Origin of the sequence: Cellulosimicrobium cellulans (assembly GCF_006539945.1) — a bacterium.
GTDB classification, from domain to species: Bacteria; Actinomycetota; Actinomycetes; order Actinomycetales; family Cellulomonadaceae; genus Cellulosimicrobium; species Cellulosimicrobium cellulans.
Genome location: NZ_BJNZ01000023.1, coordinates 33,311 through 51,018 on the forward strand (window position 1 = coordinate 33,311; position 17,708 = coordinate 51,018).

The 17,708-nt window shown below is 73.5% G+C and carries 18 protein-coding genes and 2 pseudogenes; 6 read left to right on the plus strand and 14 right to left on the minus strand.

Translation table 11 applies throughout. From position 1 onward, the window contains the following. The first annotated feature begins 26 nt into the window (after positions 1-26). The 6 genes and pseudogenes from CCE02nite_RS15440 (at position 27) to CCE02nite_RS15460 (ending at position 4,528) form a co-directional block, all read left to right on the plus strand. Complete coding sequence (locus CCE02nite_RS15440) at positions 27-1,388, plus strand: PP2C family protein-serine/threonine phosphatase (protein WP_141390530.1); 1,362 nt, start codon at positions 27-29, stop codon at positions 1,386-1,388. Positions 1,389-1,469: 81 nt separating this feature from the next. After that, a pseudogene (locus CCE02nite_RS21305) lies at positions 1,470-1,904 on the plus strand (alcohol dehydrogenase catalytic domain-containing protein); the annotation flags it as partial. A gap of 57 nt (positions 1,905-1,961) precedes the next feature. Beyond that, a pseudogene (locus CCE02nite_RS21310) lies at positions 1,962-2,552 on the plus strand (zinc-binding dehydrogenase); the annotation flags it as partial. 25 nt (positions 2,553-2,577) lie between these two features. Then, positions 2,578-2,985, plus strand: a complete 408-nt coding sequence (locus CCE02nite_RS15450) for a (R)-mandelonitrile lyase (RefSeq protein ID WP_141390531.1) — start codon at positions 2,578-2,580, stop codon at positions 2,983-2,985. Positions 2,986-3,070: 85 nt separating this feature from the next. Continuing rightward, positions 3,071-3,949: a helix-turn-helix transcriptional regulator gene (locus tag CCE02nite_RS15455; RefSeq protein WP_141390532.1), complete on the plus strand. Its 879-nt coding sequence runs from the start codon at positions 3,071-3,073 to the stop codon at positions 3,947-3,949. Between the two features lie 9 nt (positions 3,950-3,958). Next, a complete protein-coding gene (locus tag CCE02nite_RS15460) occupies positions 3,959-4,528 on the plus strand; it encodes a DapH/DapD/GlmU-related protein (protein WP_141390533.1) in 570 nt (189 codons plus the stop codon). A gap of 43 nt (positions 4,529-4,571) precedes the next feature. Here CCE02nite_RS15460 and CCE02nite_RS15465 read toward each other — a convergent pair whose 3' ends face one another. The 14 genes from CCE02nite_RS15465 to sufD all read right to left on the minus strand — a co-directional run bounded on the left by CCE02nite_RS15465 (position 4,572) and on the right by sufD (position 17,707). After that, entirely contained in the window at positions 4,572-5,279 is a 708-nt protein-coding gene (locus CCE02nite_RS15465) for a lysoplasmalogenase (RefSeq protein ID WP_141390534.1), read from the minus strand. A gap of 68 nt (positions 5,280-5,347) precedes the next feature. After that, positions 5,348-6,022 (minus strand): lysophospholipid acyltransferase family protein, encoded by a 675-nt coding sequence (locus CCE02nite_RS15470; protein ID WP_141390535.1) that lies wholly within the window; start codon positions 6,020-6,022, stop codon positions 5,348-5,350. Further along, positions 6,012-7,247, minus strand: a complete 1,236-nt coding sequence (locus CCE02nite_RS15475; RefSeq protein ID WP_141390536.1) for a glycosyltransferase — start codon at positions 7,245-7,247, stop codon at positions 6,012-6,014. The genes CCE02nite_RS15470 and CCE02nite_RS15475 overlap by 11 nt, the downstream gene beginning before the upstream one ends. A gap of 180 nt (positions 7,248-7,427) precedes the next feature. After that, positions 7,428-7,772, minus strand: coding sequence for a type II toxin-antitoxin system PemK/MazF family toxin (locus CCE02nite_RS15480; protein ID WP_141390537.1), 345 nt, complete (start codon positions 7,770-7,772; stop codon positions 7,428-7,430). Beyond that, a complete protein-coding gene (locus CCE02nite_RS15485) occupies positions 7,769-8,014 on the minus strand; it encodes a ribbon-helix-helix protein, CopG family (protein WP_141390538.1) in 246 nt (81 codons plus the stop codon). The genes CCE02nite_RS15480 and CCE02nite_RS15485 overlap by 4 nt, the downstream gene beginning before the upstream one ends. 56 nt (positions 8,015-8,070) lie before the next feature. Then, complete coding sequence (locus CCE02nite_RS15490; RefSeq protein WP_141390539.1) at positions 8,071-8,457, minus strand: nitrite reductase (NAD(P)H) small subunit; 387 nt, start codon at positions 8,455-8,457, stop codon at positions 8,071-8,073. Continuing rightward, entirely contained in the window at positions 8,454-11,009 is a 2,556-nt protein-coding gene (nirB, locus tag CCE02nite_RS15495; protein ID WP_255318898.1) for a nitrite reductase large subunit NirB, read from the minus strand. The genes CCE02nite_RS15490 and nirB overlap by 4 nt, the downstream gene beginning before the upstream one ends. Positions 11,010-11,366: 357 nt before the next feature. After that, positions 11,367-12,830, minus strand: a complete 1,464-nt coding sequence (locus CCE02nite_RS15500; RefSeq protein WP_141390541.1) for a helix-turn-helix domain-containing protein — start codon at positions 12,828-12,830, stop codon at positions 11,367-11,369. Positions 12,831-13,039: 209 nt separating this feature from the next. Beyond that, complete coding sequence (locus CCE02nite_RS15505) at positions 13,040-13,393, minus strand: metal-sulfur cluster assembly factor (protein WP_141390542.1); 354 nt, start codon at positions 13,391-13,393, stop codon at positions 13,040-13,042. Beyond that, positions 13,390-13,926, minus strand: a complete 537-nt coding sequence (sufU, locus tag CCE02nite_RS15510; protein WP_141390543.1) for a Fe-S cluster assembly sulfur transfer protein SufU — start codon at positions 13,924-13,926, stop codon at positions 13,390-13,392. The genes CCE02nite_RS15505 and sufU overlap by 4 nt, the downstream gene beginning before the upstream one ends. An 11-nt stretch (positions 13,927-13,937) precedes the next feature. Continuing rightward, entirely contained in the window at positions 13,938-15,233 is a 1,296-nt protein-coding gene (locus CCE02nite_RS15515; protein ID WP_141390544.1) for a cysteine desulfurase, read from the minus strand. 29 nt (positions 15,234-15,262) lie between these two features. Continuing rightward, positions 15,263-16,045, minus strand: a complete 783-nt coding sequence (sufC, locus tag CCE02nite_RS15520; protein ID WP_141390545.1) for a Fe-S cluster assembly ATPase SufC — start codon at positions 16,043-16,045, stop codon at positions 15,263-15,265. A gap of 67 nt (positions 16,046-16,112) precedes the next feature. Further along, positions 16,113-16,457, minus strand: a complete 345-nt coding sequence (locus CCE02nite_RS15525) for a non-heme iron oxygenase ferredoxin subunit (protein ID WP_047234320.1) — start codon at positions 16,455-16,457, stop codon at positions 16,113-16,115. Further along, entirely contained in the window at positions 16,454-17,707 is a 1,254-nt protein-coding gene (gene sufD / locus CCE02nite_RS15530) for a Fe-S cluster assembly protein SufD (RefSeq protein WP_141390546.1), read from the minus strand. The genes CCE02nite_RS15525 and sufD overlap by 4 nt, the downstream gene beginning before the upstream one ends. Position 17,708: the final 1 nt, after the last annotated feature.

The window sequence follows — 17,708 nt, forward strand, 5'->3', positions numbered from 1 at the left end:
GCCCGCGATGGGCGCAGGCTCGAGGTATGGCTGGGAACCAGGGGGGCGCCGTCCGGACGCCTCGCGACGCGGACGGGGCCACCGGTCCGGTCGACTACCACGCCGTCTTCTCCGCGCTCACCGCGCCCAAAGCGGTGCTTTCTCCCGACCTCACGGTGCTCGACGCCAACGAGTCGCTGCTGCGCACCATCGGCCTGCCCGCGAGCGCCGTCGTCGGCCGCCGCTACCTCGACGTGTTCCCCGCCCACGGCCCCGACGGCAGCTCCGTCGAGCGGGTCGTCCGGTCGCTCGAGCGGGTCGCGCGCACGGGACGGCTCGAGATGATCGGGCCGCACCGGTACGACCTGCGCCGCCACGACGGCGGGTGGACCGAGCACTGGTGGATCACGACCAACCTCCCCGTCCTCGACACGGGCGGTCGCGTGTCGGCCGTGGTGCACCGCGCGGAGGACGTGACGAGCGTCGTCCTGGCGCGCGGGCCCGCGGCGCCGGAGACCAGCCGGGGCGAGGTGACCGAGTGCCCCGACGAGATGTCGCTCGTGGACCAGGCGCTGCTCCTCGGCTCGTCGGTCGACCGCTACGCAGAGGCGATCACGCGCGAGCGGAGCGCCTCGCTCGCGATCCAGGACTCGATCCTCACCCCGCCGCCCGACATCCCGGGTCTGGCCATCGACGTCCGCTACCGGCCCGCGGTACCCGAGGTCCACGTGGGCGGGGACTGGTACGACGCGTTCGCGCACCCGGACGGCGACACGACCGTCGTCGTCGGCGACGTGACGGGGCACGACGTCGCCGCCGCCGCGCACATGGGCCATCTGCGTGGGGTCCTGCGCTCCGTCGCCTTCGCGACCGACGCGGGCCCGGCGGCCGCCCTCGACGCCGCCGAGCAGACCGCCGAGGGTCTGGGGCTCCAGGCCCTGGCGACGGTCGCCGTCGCACGGATCGGGGCTCCCGGGCCGGACGCCCGTCGGCGGCTCCGCTGGGCCAGCGCCGGGCACGTGCCGCCCGTCGTGCGCCGTGCGGACGGCACCGCGCACCTGCTCGAGGCGCGCCCCGCACCGATGCTCGGGATCGGCCTCGGCGGCGGGCGGGCGGAGCACGAGGCCTCGCTCGACCCGGGCGACGCCCTCGTGCTCTACACCGACGGACTCGTCGAGCGCCGGGACCGCTCGCTGCGCGACGTGCTCGACGAGCTCCCCGCCCGCGTCGAGGCGCTCGGCGACGTGCCGCCGCACGAGCTGCTCGACGCGCTCCTCGCGGACCTCGTGCCCCACGGCGCCCAGGACGACGTCGCCCTCGTCCTCGTGCACGTCGATGCCGTCGCGGACGACCACCCGGACCCCGGCGAGGTGCTCCCGATCGATCTCGGAGCCCGACCCTCCCCGTGACGGTGCCGGCGCGGCCGGAGACAGGTACTGCCAGACCCCTGTTGGAGCGGGACTCCCAGCCGGCCGACGACCCGGTGTCGAATGGTCACGACCACAGACCCCTCGGCAACGGAGAGCTCCTTGAAGGCCACCGTCATCTACGGCGCGGGCAACGTCCGCGTCGAGACCCGTCCCGACCCGACGATCGTCGAGCCGACCGACGCGATCGTGCGCGCGGTGCGCGCGTGCGTCTGCGGCTCCGACCTGCACCCCTACCGTTCCATGCCGCACACCGACCAGGGCGTCCCGATCGGGCACGAGCTCGTCGGCGTCGTGGAGGAGACCGGGTCGGCCGTCACGACGGTCCGCCCGGGCGACCTCGTCATCGCGCCGTTCGCGTGGTCGGACAACACGTGCCCCGTGTGCCGCGACGGCTTCCAGACCGCGTGCCCGCACGGCGGTTTCTACGGCAACCCCGGCGACGTGGGCGGCCAGCAGGCCGAGCTCGCGCGCATCCCGCTCGCCGACGGCAGCCTCGTCGCCGTGCCGGACGTCGACGAGACGAGCCCGCTCCTGCCCTCGCTGCTCACCCTCTCGGACGTCTACCTCACCGGCTACCACGCGGCGCGCATGGCGCGCGTGTCCGCGGGGACGACCGTCACCGTGATCGGCGACGGCGCGGTCGGGCTGAGCGCCGTGCTCGCCGCACGCCAGATGGGCGCCGAGCGCATCATCCTCATGGGCCGGCACACGTCACGGACCGACCTGGGGCGCGAGTGGGGCGCGACCGACGTCGTCCCCGAGCGCGGCACCGAGGGGATCCAGCGGATCCTCGACCTCACCGACGGCCTGGGCAGCCACGTCGTCCTCGAGGCCGTCGGGCACATGCCCGCCTACGAGCAGTCGTACGGCGTCGTCCGCGCGGGCGGCGTGATCAGCCGCGTCGGCGTGCCGCAGTACGAGGACGCGCCGGTCGGTTTCGGCTCGCTGTTCGGCCGCAACATCACCCTCACCGGCGGGCCTGCGCCCGTCCGCGCGTACCTCGAGGACGCGATCCCCCAGGTGCTCCGCGGCGAGATCGACCCCGGCCGGGTGTTCGACAAGACCGTCGCGATCGACGACATCGCCGAGGGCTACGCCGCGATGGACCGCCGCGAGTCCCTCAAGACGATCGTCGCGTTCTGACCCGCACCCTGACAGGAGGAAAGACATGAGCACCGAGAGGCAGCCGACGACGCCGACCGTGAAGGGACCCGTCGCGTGGTTCACCGGCGACGTCTGGTTCAACGCCTACTACGCGGGCACGGAGCCGTCCCGGTCGCGCCTGAACCTCGTGCGCTTCGCGCCGGGCGCGCACACCGCGTGGCACCGGCACGCCGTCGGGCAGACACTGCACGTCACCGAGGGGTACGGCTACGTGCAGTCGCGCGGCGAGGAGGTCGTCGAGCTCCGACCGGGCGACACGGTCTACACACCCCCGGGCGAGTGGCACTGGCACGGCGCGACCGGTGACAGCTTCCTGTGCCACCTCGCGCTCTGGGAGGCGCCCGCACCGGGCGCCGACGAGCCGGAGACGACGTGGGGCGACCTCCTCGCCCTGCAGGAGTACCCGGGCTGATGCGACCACGCCGGCGGGAGGGTCACGATCCTCCCGCCTGCGCGACCCGCCGTCGTCCCGACGTACCGTGAAAGACGTGGAGGCCATGGACAACCGTTCCGAGGTGCGCGAGTTCCTCATGAGCCGCAGGGCCCGGGTGACGCCCGAACAGGCGGGCATCGAGACGTTCGGCGGCCGCCGACGCGTCGAGGGGCTGCGTCGCGACGAGGTCGCGCGGCTCGCGGGCGTGAGCGTCGACTACTACACGCGGCTCGAGCGCGGGAACCTACGGGGCGTGTCCGACGTCGTGCTCGAGTCGGTGGCGCGCGCCCTGCTGCTCGACGCGGCCGAGCGCGAGCACCTGCTCGACCTCGCGCGTACCGCCAACCCCGTCGGCGCCCGCCCGCAGCGCGGCCACGGCGACACCCCGGTGCGCCCCGAGCTGCAGTACCTGCTCGACGCGATCACGACGGCGCCCGCGTTCATCCAGAACAACCGCATGGACCTCGTCGCGGCCAACGCGCTCGGGTACGCGATGTACGCACCGATGCTCACCGGGACGACGCGACCGGCGAACTTCTCGCGGCACATCTTCCTCGACCCCGCGTCGCACGACTTCTACCCCGACTGGGACCGCGCGGCGTGGACGAACGTCACGATCCTGCGGCGTGAGGCCGGTCGCAGCCCGCACGACCGGCGCCTCCAGGCACTCGTGGGCGAGCTGTCGACGCGCAGCGAGCGGTTCCGCGAGCTGTGGGCGTCCCACGACGTGCGGCGGCACTACGCCGGACAGAAGACGTTCCGCCACCCCGTCGTCGGGGACCTCGAGCTGCACTACCAGACGCTCGAGCTGCACGGCGACCCCGGGCTCGGCATGACCGTCTACACCGCGACGCCGGGCTCCCCGACCGAGGAGTCGCTGCGCCTGCTCGCGTCGTGGGCGGCCACCGAGGCCTCGGACGCCGCGCCGGCCCGCACCGACTGAGAGGGACCCATGGACCTGGACGACCTGCTGGCCGAGCTCGACGCCGGGCGGACGATCTCCGGCGGCTCGCCGCTGCACGCCGTCATGCACTGCACGAGCCAGGAGGCGCTGCGCATCGCCGGCGAGCTCAACGGCGCGTACCGCTCGCCCGAGCGCGTCCGCGAGCTCCTCGCGGAGCTGACGGGCAGGCCCGTGCACAAGTCCGTGACCCTCTTCCCGCCGTTCACGGCCGACTTCGGCAAGAACATCACCCTCGGCCGGGACGTCTTCATCAACTCCGGCTGCCGGTTCCAGGACCAGGGCGGCATCGTCGTCGGGGACGGCTGCCTGATCGGGCACAACGCCGTCCTCACGACGCTCAACCACGACCTCGACCCCGCCCGGCGCGCCGACATGCACCCCGCGCCCGTGGTCCTCGGCCGCAACGTGTGGCTCGGGGCGAACGTGACCGTCCTCCCCGGCGTGGCGATCGGGGACGACGCCGTCGTCGGGGCCGGCTCCGTCGTCACCCGGGACGTCCCCGCACGCGCCGTCGTCGTCGGCACGCCCGCGCGCGTCGTCCGCTCGCTCGACGCCTGAGCCTCGGCTCGGCAGGAACCGGCTCAGCAGGGACCGGCGAGCGTCACGTCGACGCCCACGCGGCGCCACCCTTCTCCGCGAGGGGGACCGCCCCCGCACGCTCCCGGCGCAGCACGCCGAGCACGAGGAGCATCTGCCCGACGACGTAGGTGAGCATCACCCAGAAGCCTTGCGCGGGCAGGGCGTACCAGGGCGCGAACGCGTCGAGCGCGATGAGCGCGTCGGACACGAGGAAGACCGCGCCGCCGACGGCCGCGAGGCGGTCGACGCCCGTCGCCGTCACAGCCATCAGCACGAGGCACGCGCCGTAGACGACGACGGGGACGAGGAGCGCCCCGGCGCCCGGCGCGCACGCGGCGACGAGGACGAGGAACGCCAGCAGGTAGGGGGCGAGCGCGAGCGGCCGGCGCAGCACGGATCCCGCGCGGTAGGGCCAGAACGCGAGCGAGTACGTCACCTGGGCGCAGAGGAAGAACCCCACCATGACGAGGAACGCGGCGTCTCCGTCGGCGAGGTCGGGGGCGGTGTCGCCCAGCCACGAGAAACCCAGCGCGACGAGCGTCAAGCGGACCAACCGCGAACGCCGGGCCGGTCCGTCGCCGTCCGTGCGTCGCGTCGCGAGCCACAGGCAGCCCGCGAGGAGGGGCATGAGGAACCACTGCGACATGTCGGCGAGCGCCGATGCGCCGGCGAGCTGCGCGGCGAGGTGGACGAGGGTGAGCAGGGCGAGCGCGCCCCACGCGGCGAGCATGGGTGTCGGGACTCCTTCGGTGGTGCTGCCGGCCTCGTTGCCGGGACGAGCGATTGTAGGCCCGGACGTCACCGCCGGACGGCGTCGTCGGGAGCCCCTGCGGCGACCGACTCCATCGCCCCCCGGCAGCGCGCGAGGAGCTCGGCGACGTCCGCGGGAGCGGCGCCGCGGGGATGCTCGGCCGGGAGGATCGTCAGCCGGATCGGCGGCCGTGGGCGCCACCACGGCCGTCGGCCGTAGGTGAAGACCATCGGCACGACCGGCACGCCCAGACGGCAGGCGTACACGAACGCGCCGCGCCGGAACGGCCGCAACGTCGTGTCGTACATGACCAGCTCGCCCTCGGGGAAGAAGTGGACTCCCTGGCCGGCATCGAGGGTCCGGCGCAGCCGCGCCTCGAACGCGGAGAGCTCTCCCGGCCCGCGGGGCAAGGGGACCGCGAGCAGGTGGCTGACGAGGACGCCCGCCACGGGCAGGTGGAAGTTCGAGGGCTGGGAGACGACGGCGGCGCGCCGGCTGCGGAACTGCCCGGCGACCCACGGGCCGTCCAGGTAGTGCACGTGGTTGGCGACCGTGACGACCCCACCGTGCTCGGCGGCGAGGTGCTCGCGCCCTGTGACCCGCAGCCCGTGGACGACGTACCCGTACCCGCGCACGACGGCCATGGCGACGTCGAAGAAGACCGCGTCGAAGCGGCTCCAGAGCCGCGTCGTCGCGGACCCGCGACCGCGGTCAGCGCTCATGCGAGCGCCCGGGCGCGCGGTCCGCTGCGTCGTCCCCGTCGACCGTCGCGTCGTCGGCCGAGCCACCTCCCTCGACGACCGCCTGGCGCAGCATCTCCTCGATCTGCGGGACGCACACGTCGAGCGCGTGCTCCCGGCCGACCGCGGCGTAGGCCGGACCCATGCGGGTTCTTTCCTCGTCGTGCTCGACCCAGTAGTCGATCGCGCGCGCGAGGTCCGCGGCGTCCCCGGCGCGGAAGAGGCTGCGCTCGTCGAGCGCGAACTGCCCGGTCGCCGACGCGCGGGAGTCGGAGATCACCGGGACGAGGCCGGTCGCGACGGCCTCGAGGCAGCCGAGCGCCTCGATCTCCGCGTCGGCGGCGTGCACGTACAGGTCGCTCATGGCCAGCACGTCCCGGAGCTCGTCCTGGGCGAGGAAGCCGATCCGCGGCGGGTGCGGCAGCGACGCGCCCTGCTGGGCGTACCGCTCCGCGAGCGGACCGCGCCCGGCGAGCACGAGCTGGATGCGGTCGGCGTGCCGGGACCGGCCGACGGCGTCGAGGAGCACGTCCTGCCGCTTCTCGCGCGACAGCCGCCCGGTCATGGTGATGACGAACCGGCCGGCCAGGTCGGCGCTCCTCGGGAGCGGGCGCGGGACGAACCCGGGGTCGACGCCGTTCGACACCACGTGCAGGGCCGCCCGGTACCGGTGGTCGCGCAGCTCCCCGGCGATGAACCGGCTGGGGCAGTGGACGTGCCCGAACCGGTCGTAGAACGGCCGGAACACCGCGTACACGAGGTGGTTCAGCGGCGCGACCCGTCCCAGGCCGAGGCTGTAGGTGACGTTCTCGGGCTGCACGTGGAACGCGGCGGTGGACGGGACGCCGAGCGCGTCCGCGAGGCGCTTGGCCCGGGAGCCGAGCCAGAACGGCGACATGACGTGCGCGACGTCGGCCCAGCCCAGGGCGTCGCGCAGCACGTCGTCGTCGGGCTTGGCGAGGACCCAGCCCTGGCCTGCGATCACGCGGTTGAAGCCCGGGACGCCGAGGGGTTCCAGCCGGTAGTGCACGACGCCGCCGTCCGCGCGGTTCTCGGGTGCGGCGCCACCTGGGCGGGCCGCGCCTCGGCAGCACGCGACGCGGACCTCGTGGCCGCGCTCACGCAGGGCGACGGCGAAGCGACGCGCGGAGATCGTGGTCCCGTTGGTGGGATCCTCGAACTGGTCGATGACGAGCAGGACGCGCACCCGCGGCTCCCTTGCGACGCGCGGCGCGTGGTCCGCGCCTGCTGACGGGATGGCGCCAGGCTAGGCGATCGCCGTCGGCCTGGCGGGGAACCGCCGGTGTGCGTGTCGTGCCGCCGTGATCGACAAACCCTCGCCGATCGAGCGCGGAGGGCGACCGTCACGTCGCCATGCGCGGTCCGGCTACAGCCCGAGGACCAGGCGCACGCCGTCGGATACCTTCGACATCAGGTATCCCGGCAGGTGCCCGACCGGGTACGGATCGAGGAACTCGCGACTCACGGGCCCAACCTGCGAGACGACGGCGACGGAGTCCTTGTCCAGCCCCGACGCAGCCGCGGGGACGAGGACGTTCCCGGGGAACGACTCGAGACGGAGGTTCGAGGTCATCGGGACGACGATCGCCGTGTTGATCGTCGAGGCGAGGAGCCAGTCCTCCTGAATGATCAGGGCGGGGCGCGTCTTCGCGGGCTCGCTCCCGCGAGGCTGCCCGAAGTCCACCCAGACGACATCCCCGCGGGAGATCACCACTCGGTCCCGCGCGACATCTCGCGCTCCGACGCAGCGAGGAACAGGCCGTCCTCGGACGGCTGGCCGGCGTCCGCGAGCGCAGCATCCGCCAGTGCCGTCAGATCGCTGCCGCCCTCGAGCTCGTCGGCGAACCTCTCGCCTGCGCGTCGGAAGAACTCCGAGCGGTTCATCCCGTGCCGGGCCGCCACTCGCTCGAACCGCTCGAACTCACGATCGGGTACGGAGATCGCAGTCTTCATGCGTCGAGTATAACCAGTCATACCACCGCGAGGCGAGAGTGGTGGGCGGCGATGGATCAGCGGCCCTGTGCGGCGGGACGCGGCGCGTCGGCGACGAACACGCGACCGTCGCGCACCTGCGCCGCGAAGACGGCCAGCGGCCTGCGGTCCTTGCCCCCGGCGTCGAGCACCTCGCCGGTGTCGACGTCCCACACCTGCTTGAGCATGGGAGTGGTGACGGTGTCGACGTCGCGCTCCACGCCGTCGTCGCCGGTGACGCGATGCGTGCCGACGAGGCCGCGCGACATGACGTTGGCACCGGAGTACGGGTCCCGCTGCTGGACCGCGCGCACGGTGCCGTCGGCGAGCCGGAAGACCGCGATCTGGGTGCCGCCCAGGAGCGCGCCGGCCCCGCGCTCGGGGTCGAGGTCGTCGAGCGCGCAGATGTCGACGAACGTGCTCATCGGGCGTCCTCCAGCTCGGCACGGGCCGCGACGAGCGCGACGTCGCGCGCTGCGCGCGGGTCGGGGTAGGCGACGGCGTCGCCCTCGTCCGCGGGACGGACCTGCCCGCGCTCGGGGACGAACGCGAGGTCGCCGTCGATCGCCTCGGGCGCGTTGACGAACGGCGTGAACTTGCGCAGCTTCGCCGGGTCGGCGAGCGTCGCGCCCCACTCGTCCTCGTAGTCGCGCACGTGCTCGGCCATCGCGGCCTCGAGCTGGTCCGCGATGCCGAGCGAGTCCTCGACGACGACGCGGCGCAGCTCGTCCAGCCCGCCCGCACGCTCCGCGACCCACGGCGCCGTGCGCTGCAGGCGGTCGGCCTCCTGGACGTAGAGCATGATGAACCGGTCGACGTAGCGCAACAACGTCTCGTCGTCGAGGTCCTCGGCGAGCAGTTGGGCGTGTGCCGGCTGCGCGCCGCCGTTGCCACCGACGTAGAGGTTCCAGCCCTTGTGCGTCGCGATGATGCCGACGTCCTTGCCGCGCGCCTCGGCGCACTCGCGCGCGCAGCCCGAGACGCCGAACTTGATCTTGTGCGGCGAGCGCAGGCCGCGGTAGCGCAGCTCGAGCCGCACCGCCATCGCCGACGAGTCCTGCACGCCGAACCGGCACCAGGTGCGCCCGACGCACGTCTTGACCGTGCGCAGCGACTTGCCGTAGGCATGCCCGGACTCGAACCCGACGGCCGTCAGGCGCCGCCAGATCTCCGGGAGCTGGTCGAGGCGAGCGCCGAACATGGCGAGGCGCTGACCGCCGGTCACACGCACGTAGAGACCGAAGTCGTCGGCGACCTTCGCGAACTCCAGGAGCTGGTCCGCGCGCACCTCTCCCCCGGGCATGCGTGGGATCACCGAGTACGTGCCGTTCTTCTGGAGGTTCGCCATGACGTGGTCGTTGGTGTCCTGCAGCGCGGCCTGCTCGCCCTCCAGGACGTGGCCGCGGCGCAGCGTCGAGAGGATCGACGCGACCGTCGGGCGGCAGACGGCGCACCCGCGCCCCGTCCCGTGCGCCGCGACGACCTCGGTGAACGTCCGCAGCCCCTCCTCGCGGACGAGCCGGTACAAGGCGGCGCGGGACATCGCGAAGTGCTCGCACAGCGCGTCCGAGACCGTCACGCCCGCCCGGGACAGCTCCGAGTTCAGCAGCTTGGTGAGCGCGGGCACGCACGACCCGCACACCGTGCCGGCCGTCGTGCACTCCTTGACCTGCCCGATCGTCCGGCACCCGTGCTCGGTCACGGCCGAGCGGACCGTCCCGGCGTCCACGTTGTTGCACGAGCAGACGACGGCCTCGTCGGGCAGCTCGGTGTCCGCCAGCCCTTCGCCGTCGGGCGCGATGACGGCGGCCGGGTCGGCGCCGAGCGGGCGGCCCACGAGGGGCCGCAGCGCGGAGTACAGCTCGATGTCTCCGACGAACACGCCGCCCAGCAGGGTCGTCGCGTCGTCGGAGAGCACGAGCTTGCGGTAGCGGCGGTGGATCGGGTCGACGAACGAGACCTCGAGCGCGCCCGCGCTCACCGCGTTGACGTCGCCGAACGACGCCGCCTCGACGCCCACGCCCTTGAGCTTGGTGCCGTCGTCGGCGCGTCGGTGCACGCGCTCGCCGCCGAGGAAGCGGTCCACGACGACGTCCGCCATGTCGTTCCCCGGCGCGACCAGGCCCGCGCACACGCCGTCGACCGACGCGCACTCGCCGATCGCCCACACGCCCGGGTCGGACGTCTGGCACGCCTCGCCGACGACGACGCCGCCGCGCTCGCCGATCGCGAGGCCCGCCTCGCGCGCCACACGGTCGCGCGGCCGGATGCCCACGGAGAAGACGACGACGTCCGTGGGCAGCGCGGAACCGTCGGTGAGCTCGACCGAGCCCACGGACCCGTCGCCCGCGGGCAGGAACCGGTGCGCGCCCGCACCCGTGCGCACCGTGACACCGAGGTCCTCGATCAGCAGGCGCAGCATCTCGCCGCCGCCCTGGTCGAGCTGGACGCTCATGAGCCGGTCGGCGAACTCCACGACCGTGGCCTCCGCGCCGAGGCGCTGGAGCGCCGCCGCCGCCTCGAGACCCAGCACGCCACCTCCCACGACGACGCCCCGCACCGCCCGGCCCAGCGCCCGCTCGCGGAGGCGCACCCACTCGGCGAGCCGCTCGACGTCGTCCAGCGTGCGGTAGGTGAACAGGCCCGGCAGGTCCGTGCCCTCCGCGCGCGGCGTCCACGCCCACGAGCCCGTCGCGAGCACCGCGCGGTCGTAGTGGACCTGGCGGCCCGAACGCGTCGTCACGACGCTCGCCGTGCGGTCGAGCGACGCGACCGCGTCGCCCGTGACGAGGGTGACGCGCGGGTCGTCCCACACGGCGCGATCCAGGGTGAGCGCCTGCGCGTCGCGCGCGTCGAACCACTCCGAGAGGTGCACGCGGTCGTAGGGCTCGTGCGGCTCGTCGCCGATCACCGTGAGCGACCAGGCGCCCTCGGGGTCACGCGAACGCAGGCCCGCGACCAGGCGGTGCGCCGTCATGCCGGCACCGACGACGACGATCCGGTCGCCGTCCAGGGGACCGCCGGCGGCGTGAGCGACCGCGTCCGACGGGGAGTGAGAGAGGGAGGCCACGGGGAGCACTTTCGAGAGGCGGGGGCTGCGTCGAGGGCCCGGTCCGGGTGCGACCGGTGCCCTGCCCCGACCCTAGGGGAGGTGGTCTGACCACATCAGCCGTCTGGGACCAAGGTCCTCAGTACCCCCATCGAAGGCCATCAGGTGCGCGCCCGCTGCGACGAGGACGACACGACGCCGCGCCCCCGGGGCGGGGACGCGGCGTCGGGTGGGGGCGCGTCGGACGTCGGCCACGGTGGCCGGACGACCGTGCGACCCCGTGCGTCAGGCGTTCGCGAGCTCGCGGTCGTCGTCCGCGAGGGGCCGCTGGTCCTCGTAGCGACGCACGACCCGGCTCACGGTCGACCGCGACGCCGAGACCTTCTGGGCGATCTCGCGCTGGTTCATGCCCTGGCGGGCGAGCTCGACGATGCGGCGGTCACGCTCGGCGGTCGGGTCCTCGCCGAGCGAGCCGTCGTCCGCCTCCGTCGCCGCGGCCGACGCGCCGTTCGTGCTGCCGACGAGGTCGAAGACCTCGACGCGCCGGGTGTGGCCCGTCACGGCCGGGGGCTCCACGACCGGTGCCGCGCTGTCGTCCTCCGGGACCGGCTGGTCCCAGGGGAGCGGACGCCCGAACAGCTCCTTCACCCGCGCCTCGAGGTCGGGGAGCGCCTCGAACGCCGTCTCCGGCGCGTAGGGCTTCTCGTCGTTCGCCTCGCTCGCAGGCTCGATCTCCGGCTCCAGCTCCGGCTCCCGGTCCGGCTCGACGTCCCGCTCGACGGCGGGCGCCTCGGTCGGAGCGACGGCGGCCGGGCTCTCCTGGCTCGGCTCGGCGGCCGGAAGGTCCCGGGCCCGCTCGTCGGGCGTCGGGGTCTCCGTGCGCGTCTCGGTGTCGCGCGCGGACTCCAGCGCGAGCGTCTCCTGCCGGTGCGTCTCGACGAGCGTCGCGGTCGGCGCGGCGGTCCGGGCCACGAGGACTGCCGCCGCCTCGGTCGGCCCGGCGGCCTCGGCCGACCCGCGCGCGGTGCCGCGCTTCACCGAGCTCGCCCCGATGAGGTCGAGCCGGTTGCCGTGGCGTTCCGCGGCCTCCAGGCGGTCGACCCAGACCTGCATGCGGCGCTCGAAGTCCTCGACCGTGAGCAGCTTGAGCGCGGCGTCGCGCGCGGCGCGCTGCCGCTCGTGCGCGGCGCGGACCTTGCGCAGGTCCCCGGCCGAGCCAGCGCTGTCGGCGCGCGCGTCCCGCCACTGCTCCAGGGCCGAGACGTAGCCGTGGACGCGCAGCTCACGGCGACGCTCCTCGAGCGTGTGACCCGTCACCATGTGCCGCTCCCCCACGAGGGCGAGGTGCCACATGAGCGCGGCCACCAGCGGCGGCACGAACCGGAACACCACCATGTAGGGGGTGCTCGCCGTCGGGACGGCGATCTCGTGCAGCGCGGCGAACAGGCCCGACGTGCCCGAGAGCACCCACGTGAGCGCGAGGAGGACGCCGTACGGGCGGCCCTCGAGCGCCGCGTTGCGCGCCATGAGCGCCACGGCGACGAGGCTGATCTCGAGGAAGCCCGCGAGCCCGTACGCCTCGAGCGGCGACATGTGCGCCACCTCGAGCCCGAACAGGACCATGCCGCTGTACGCCAGCGCGGTGGCGATCGTCGCCGCGATGACCACGGCGACCATCGGGAGGTGCCGGCCGCGATAGCGCACCTGCCGCGGGGAACCGCCCGCGCCGGTCTGGTCCTGCTGTGTCACGTCATCCTCCGAAAAGTGGTGTGGGCGCACATATCCCAACACTCAGGACAGTCCTCGTCAACGCACCGGAAGGATCGCAATCGGATCGTGAGCAGCGGCGGTCCGGGGCGGCACGTCCGCGGGCCGCGGCCCGCGGGCCGAACGGCCGGAGACAGCACGACGCCGCGCCCCCGAGGGGACGCGGCGTCGTGGACGGACGGGAGGGATCGTCAGACGTTGAAGCCCAGCGCGCGGAGCTGTTCCTTGCCGTCCGTCGTGATCTTCTCCGGGCCCCACGGCGGCATCCAGACCCAGTTGACGCGGAAGCCGTCGACGAGGCCCTCGAGGGCCTGTGCGGACTGGTCCTCGATGACGTCGGTCAGCGGGCACGCCGCGGACGTGAGGGTCATGTCGATGACGGCGTGGTTGTTCTGGTCGATCTGGATGCCGTAGACGAGGCCGAGGTCGACGACGTTGATGCCGAGCTCGGGGTCGATGACGTCGCGCATCGCCTCTTCGACGTCGGCGACGTTCGGCGGGCTGGGCGTGGCGCCCTCGGCGGGCGCGCCGGTCTCGGTGGTCATCGGTTCTCCTCCGTCGTTCCCCGCGCGGCGAGCGCCGCGTCGGAAGCTGCTGCGGTTGATGCGTCGCCCGGCGTGCTCAGGGCGCCCGAGGTGACGAGCGAGTCGCGCAGCGCGGCCCAGCCGAGCAGGGCGCACTTGATGCGCGCAGGGTACTGCGAGACGCCGGTGAACACCGTGGCGTCGCCAAGCTCGTCCTCCGCGGCCTCGTCGAGGCCCTTGCCGCGCGAGCCCATGAGCTCGCGGAAGACCTCGCCGAGGTGCTCGGCCTCGGTCACGGGCCGGCCCGAGACGAGGTCGGTGAGCACGGACAGAGACGCCTGCGAGATGCTGCACCCCTGCCCCTCCCAGCTCACGCGGTCGATCGTGTCGCCGGCGAGCTCGACGCGCAGCGTCACCTCGTCACCGCACGTGGGGTTCACCTGGTGCGACTGGCCGCTCGCCGCGCCGTCCGCCACCTCGACCAGGCCCCGGCCGTGCGGGGTCTTCGCGTGGTCGAGGATGACCTGCTGGTACATCTGCTCGATCGAGCTCATCGGGTCCTCTCTCAGTCCACCGAGAAGAACGCGCGCACCCCGGCCAATGCTTCCCGGAACGCGTCGACGTCCTCGCGCGTGGTGTACACCGACGCGGACGCGCGCGCGGTGGCGGCGATGCCGAAGCGGCGGTGCAGGGGCTGGGCGCAGTGGTGACCGACGCGCACGGCGATGCCCGCGTCGTCGAGCACCTGGCCGACGTCGTGCGCGTGCACGCCGTCCACGACGAACGACACGACGGCGAGCCTGTCGGCCGGCTCGCGCGGGCCGATGATCCGCACCCCGGGAATCTCCCCGATGCGCAGCAGCTCGGCAGCCAGCTCGTGCTCGTGCGCCGCGACGCCGTCCATGCCGAGCTCGTGCAGGTACTTCGCGGCGGCGCCGAACCCGACGACCTGCGCGACGGCCTGCGTTCCCGCCTCGAACCGCTGCGGCGGCGCCATGTACGACGACTCGGTCATCGTGACGACCTCGATCATCGACCCGCCGGTGGTCACGGGCGGCAGCGCCTCGAGCAGCTCGCGCCGCCCGTACAGCACGCCCACGCCCGTGGGCCCGAGCATCTTGTGCGCCGAGAACGCGGCGAAGTCGACGCCGAGCGCGGGCAGGTCGACCGGCAGGTGCGGCACGGACTGGCACGCGTCGAGCACGGTGAGCGCCCCGACCTCGCGGGCCCGGGCCACGATCGGCTCGACGGGGGTGATCGCGCCCGTCACGTTCGACACGTGCGCGAACGCGACGATCCGCGTGCGCTCCGTGATGACGGTCGCGGCGTCCTCGACGCGGACGCGCCCGTCGTCGTCCACCTCGAACCAGCGCAGGACGGCGCCCGTGCGGGCCGCGAGCTCCTGCCACGGGACGATGTTCGCGTGGTGCTCCGCCTCGGTGATGACGATCTCGTCGCCCGGCGCGAGCGCGAAGCGGCGGGCCGCCTCTCCCCCGCGACCGAGCGTCGCGTTCGAGATCCCGTACGCGACGAGGTTGATCGCGGCCGTCGCGCCGGACGTCCAGACGATCTCGCCCGGGCGCGCGCCGACGAACGCCGCGACGTCCGCGCGGGCGTCCTCGAACGCCTCGGTCGCCTCCTCGGCGAGCTGGTGCGCGCCGCGGTGCACGGCCGCGTTGCGCTCCTCGTAGAAGTCGACCTCGGTGTCGAGGACGACCTGCGGCTTCTGCGACGTCGCCGCGGAGTCGAGGTAGACGAGCGGACGACCACCGCGCACGGTGCGCTCGAGCAGCGGGAAGTCCGCTCGCACGGCGGCGAGCTCGGTCGCCGTCAGGGGGGAGCTGTGCGCGGTGGTCGTCATGGTCGTCTCCTCAGAGGTGGTGCTACCGCTCAGGCCGAGGCGGCCGAGGCGGACTCGACGGCGCCCGGGAGGTAGCGGTCGTAGCCCCCCTCCTCCAGGCGGTCGGCCAGCTCCGGGCCACCCTCCTCGGCGACCTTGCCGTCGACGAAGACGTGGACGAAGTCCGGCTTGATGTAGCGCAGGATGCGCGTGTAGTGCGTGATGAGCAGGATGCCCGCGTCGGTCGCGCCGTGGACGCGGTTCACGCCCTCGGACACGATGCGCAGCGCGTCGACGTCGAGGCCCGAGTCGGTCTCGTCGAGGACGGCGAACTTCGGCTTGAGGAGCTCCATCTGGAGGATCTCGTGGCGCTTCTTCTCGCCACCGGAGAAGCCCTCGTTGACCGAGCGCTCGGCGAAGGAGTCGTCCATGCGCAGACGCTCCATGGCGCCCTTGACGTCCTTGACCCAGTGGCGCAGCGCGGGGGCCTCGCCGTCAATCGCGGTCTTCGCGGTGCGCAGGAAGTTGGACACGGACACGCCGGGGACCTCGACCGGGTACTGCATGGCGAGGAACAGGCCCGCGCGGGCGCGCTCGTCGACGCTCATCGCGAGGACGTCCTCGCCGTCGAGCGTCACGGTGCCGCTGGTGACCTGGTACTTGGGGTGGCCGGCGATCGAGTAGGCGAGCGTGGACTTGCCCGAGCCGTTCGGGCCCATGATGGCGTGGACCTCGCCGCTGGCGATCGTCAGGTCGACGCCGCGCAGGATCGGCTTGGGCCCTTCCTTGGTCTCGACGCTGACGTGCAGGTCGCGGATCTCGAGAGTGGACATGTGGTTCTTCTCCAAGAGGTTCTGGTGAGCCGTGGGGCGCGCGCGGGGCGCCGGTTCAGGATGTGGGTCAGGTGGGAGCGACGACGCGGTCGACGTCGACGAGCACCTGCTCGCCGTCGACCGTCACCGGATACACGGGCACGGGGCGCATCGCGGGCAGCGCGGTCGGCATGCCGGTCCGCACGTCGAACTGCGAGCCGTGCAGCCAGCACTCGACGAAGCAGCCCTCGACCTCGCCGTCCGACAGGGACACCGCCCCGTGGGAGCAGATGTCCGAGATCGCGTGCCAGTCGCCGTCGCCGTCACGGATGACCGCGACCTCGACGACGCGCCCGTCCTCGGCCGGGAGCTCGACGCGGAGCGCCTCCTCCGGGCCGAGGTCGGACGTCGTGCAGGCGGGCTGTGCAGTCACGCGGTCGCCTCGGCGAGCTCGGCGCTCCCGTCGATGATCGACATGGACTTGCTCAGCTCGCGCTCGATCGCCTCGAGCAGGCGCTCCTCGACCGACGCGACGCCGATCTCCTGGATGAGCTCCGCGAAGAAGCCACGAACGACGAGGCGGCGCGCCTCGGCCTCCGGGATGCCGCGGGCCTGCAGGTAGAAGAGCTGCTCGTCGTCGAACCGGCCGGTCGCGGACGCGTGCCCCGCGCCCTCGATCTCGCCCGTCTCGATCTCGAGGTTCGGCACCGAGTCCGCGCGCCCGCCGTCCGTGAGGACGAGGTTGCGGTTGAGCTCGTAGGTGTCGGTGCCCTCGGCCTCGGCGCGGATGAGCACGTCGCCCACCCACACCGCGTGCGCCCCCTCGCCCTGCAGCGCGCCCTTGTACGTGACGCGCGACTTGCAGCGCGGGACGGCGTGGTCCACGAACAGGCGGTGCTCCTGGTGCTGGTCCGCGTCGGCGAAGTAGAGGCCGACCATCTCGACGTCACCGCCCTCCGCGGTGAACTCCGCGTCCGGGGTGACGCGCACGACGTCGCCGCCGAGCGTCACGACCACGTGCTTGAGCCGCGCGTCGCGCCCGATGCGGGCGCGGTGCGACGACGCGTGGACGGCGCCGTCAGCCCAGTCCTGGACGGACACGACCGTGAGGTGCGCGCCGTCCTCGACGACGATCTCGACCGTCTCGTTGAGCGTCGCGGTGCCGACGTGGTCGAGCAGGACGACGGCCTCCGAGTGCCGCTCCGCACGCACCAGGATGTGGCTCGCGGTCGGCGTGGAGCCGTGACCCTCGACGCGCACGGACGTCACGTCGGACGCCACGGCCTCCTTGGGCACGGTGACGACCGTGGCCTGCTCGAACGCGTTCCACGCCGTGACGGCGGTGCGGTCGCCGGGCTTGCCGGCGGTGCCCAGGCGCTCGTCGTCGCGGCCGACGATCGCGACCTCGACCTCGGGGGCCTCGACGACCGTGACGCGCACGTCGCCGCCGCCGCTCTGCCCGACGAGCTTCGCGTCGAACAGCGGCGCGAGGCGCGCGACGGGCGAGAAGCGCCACTCCTCCTCGCGCCCGGAGGGCACGGGGATGTCGGCGAGGTCGAACGACGTGAGCCGCTCGGCGCGCGAGCCCTGGGGCACGACGCCGTGGGAGTGCGCCCCGTCGGCCTGCGCGCGCGAGTGGTCGGTGGTCAGACCGGCCTCTTCGGGAATGGTGGTGGTGGTCATA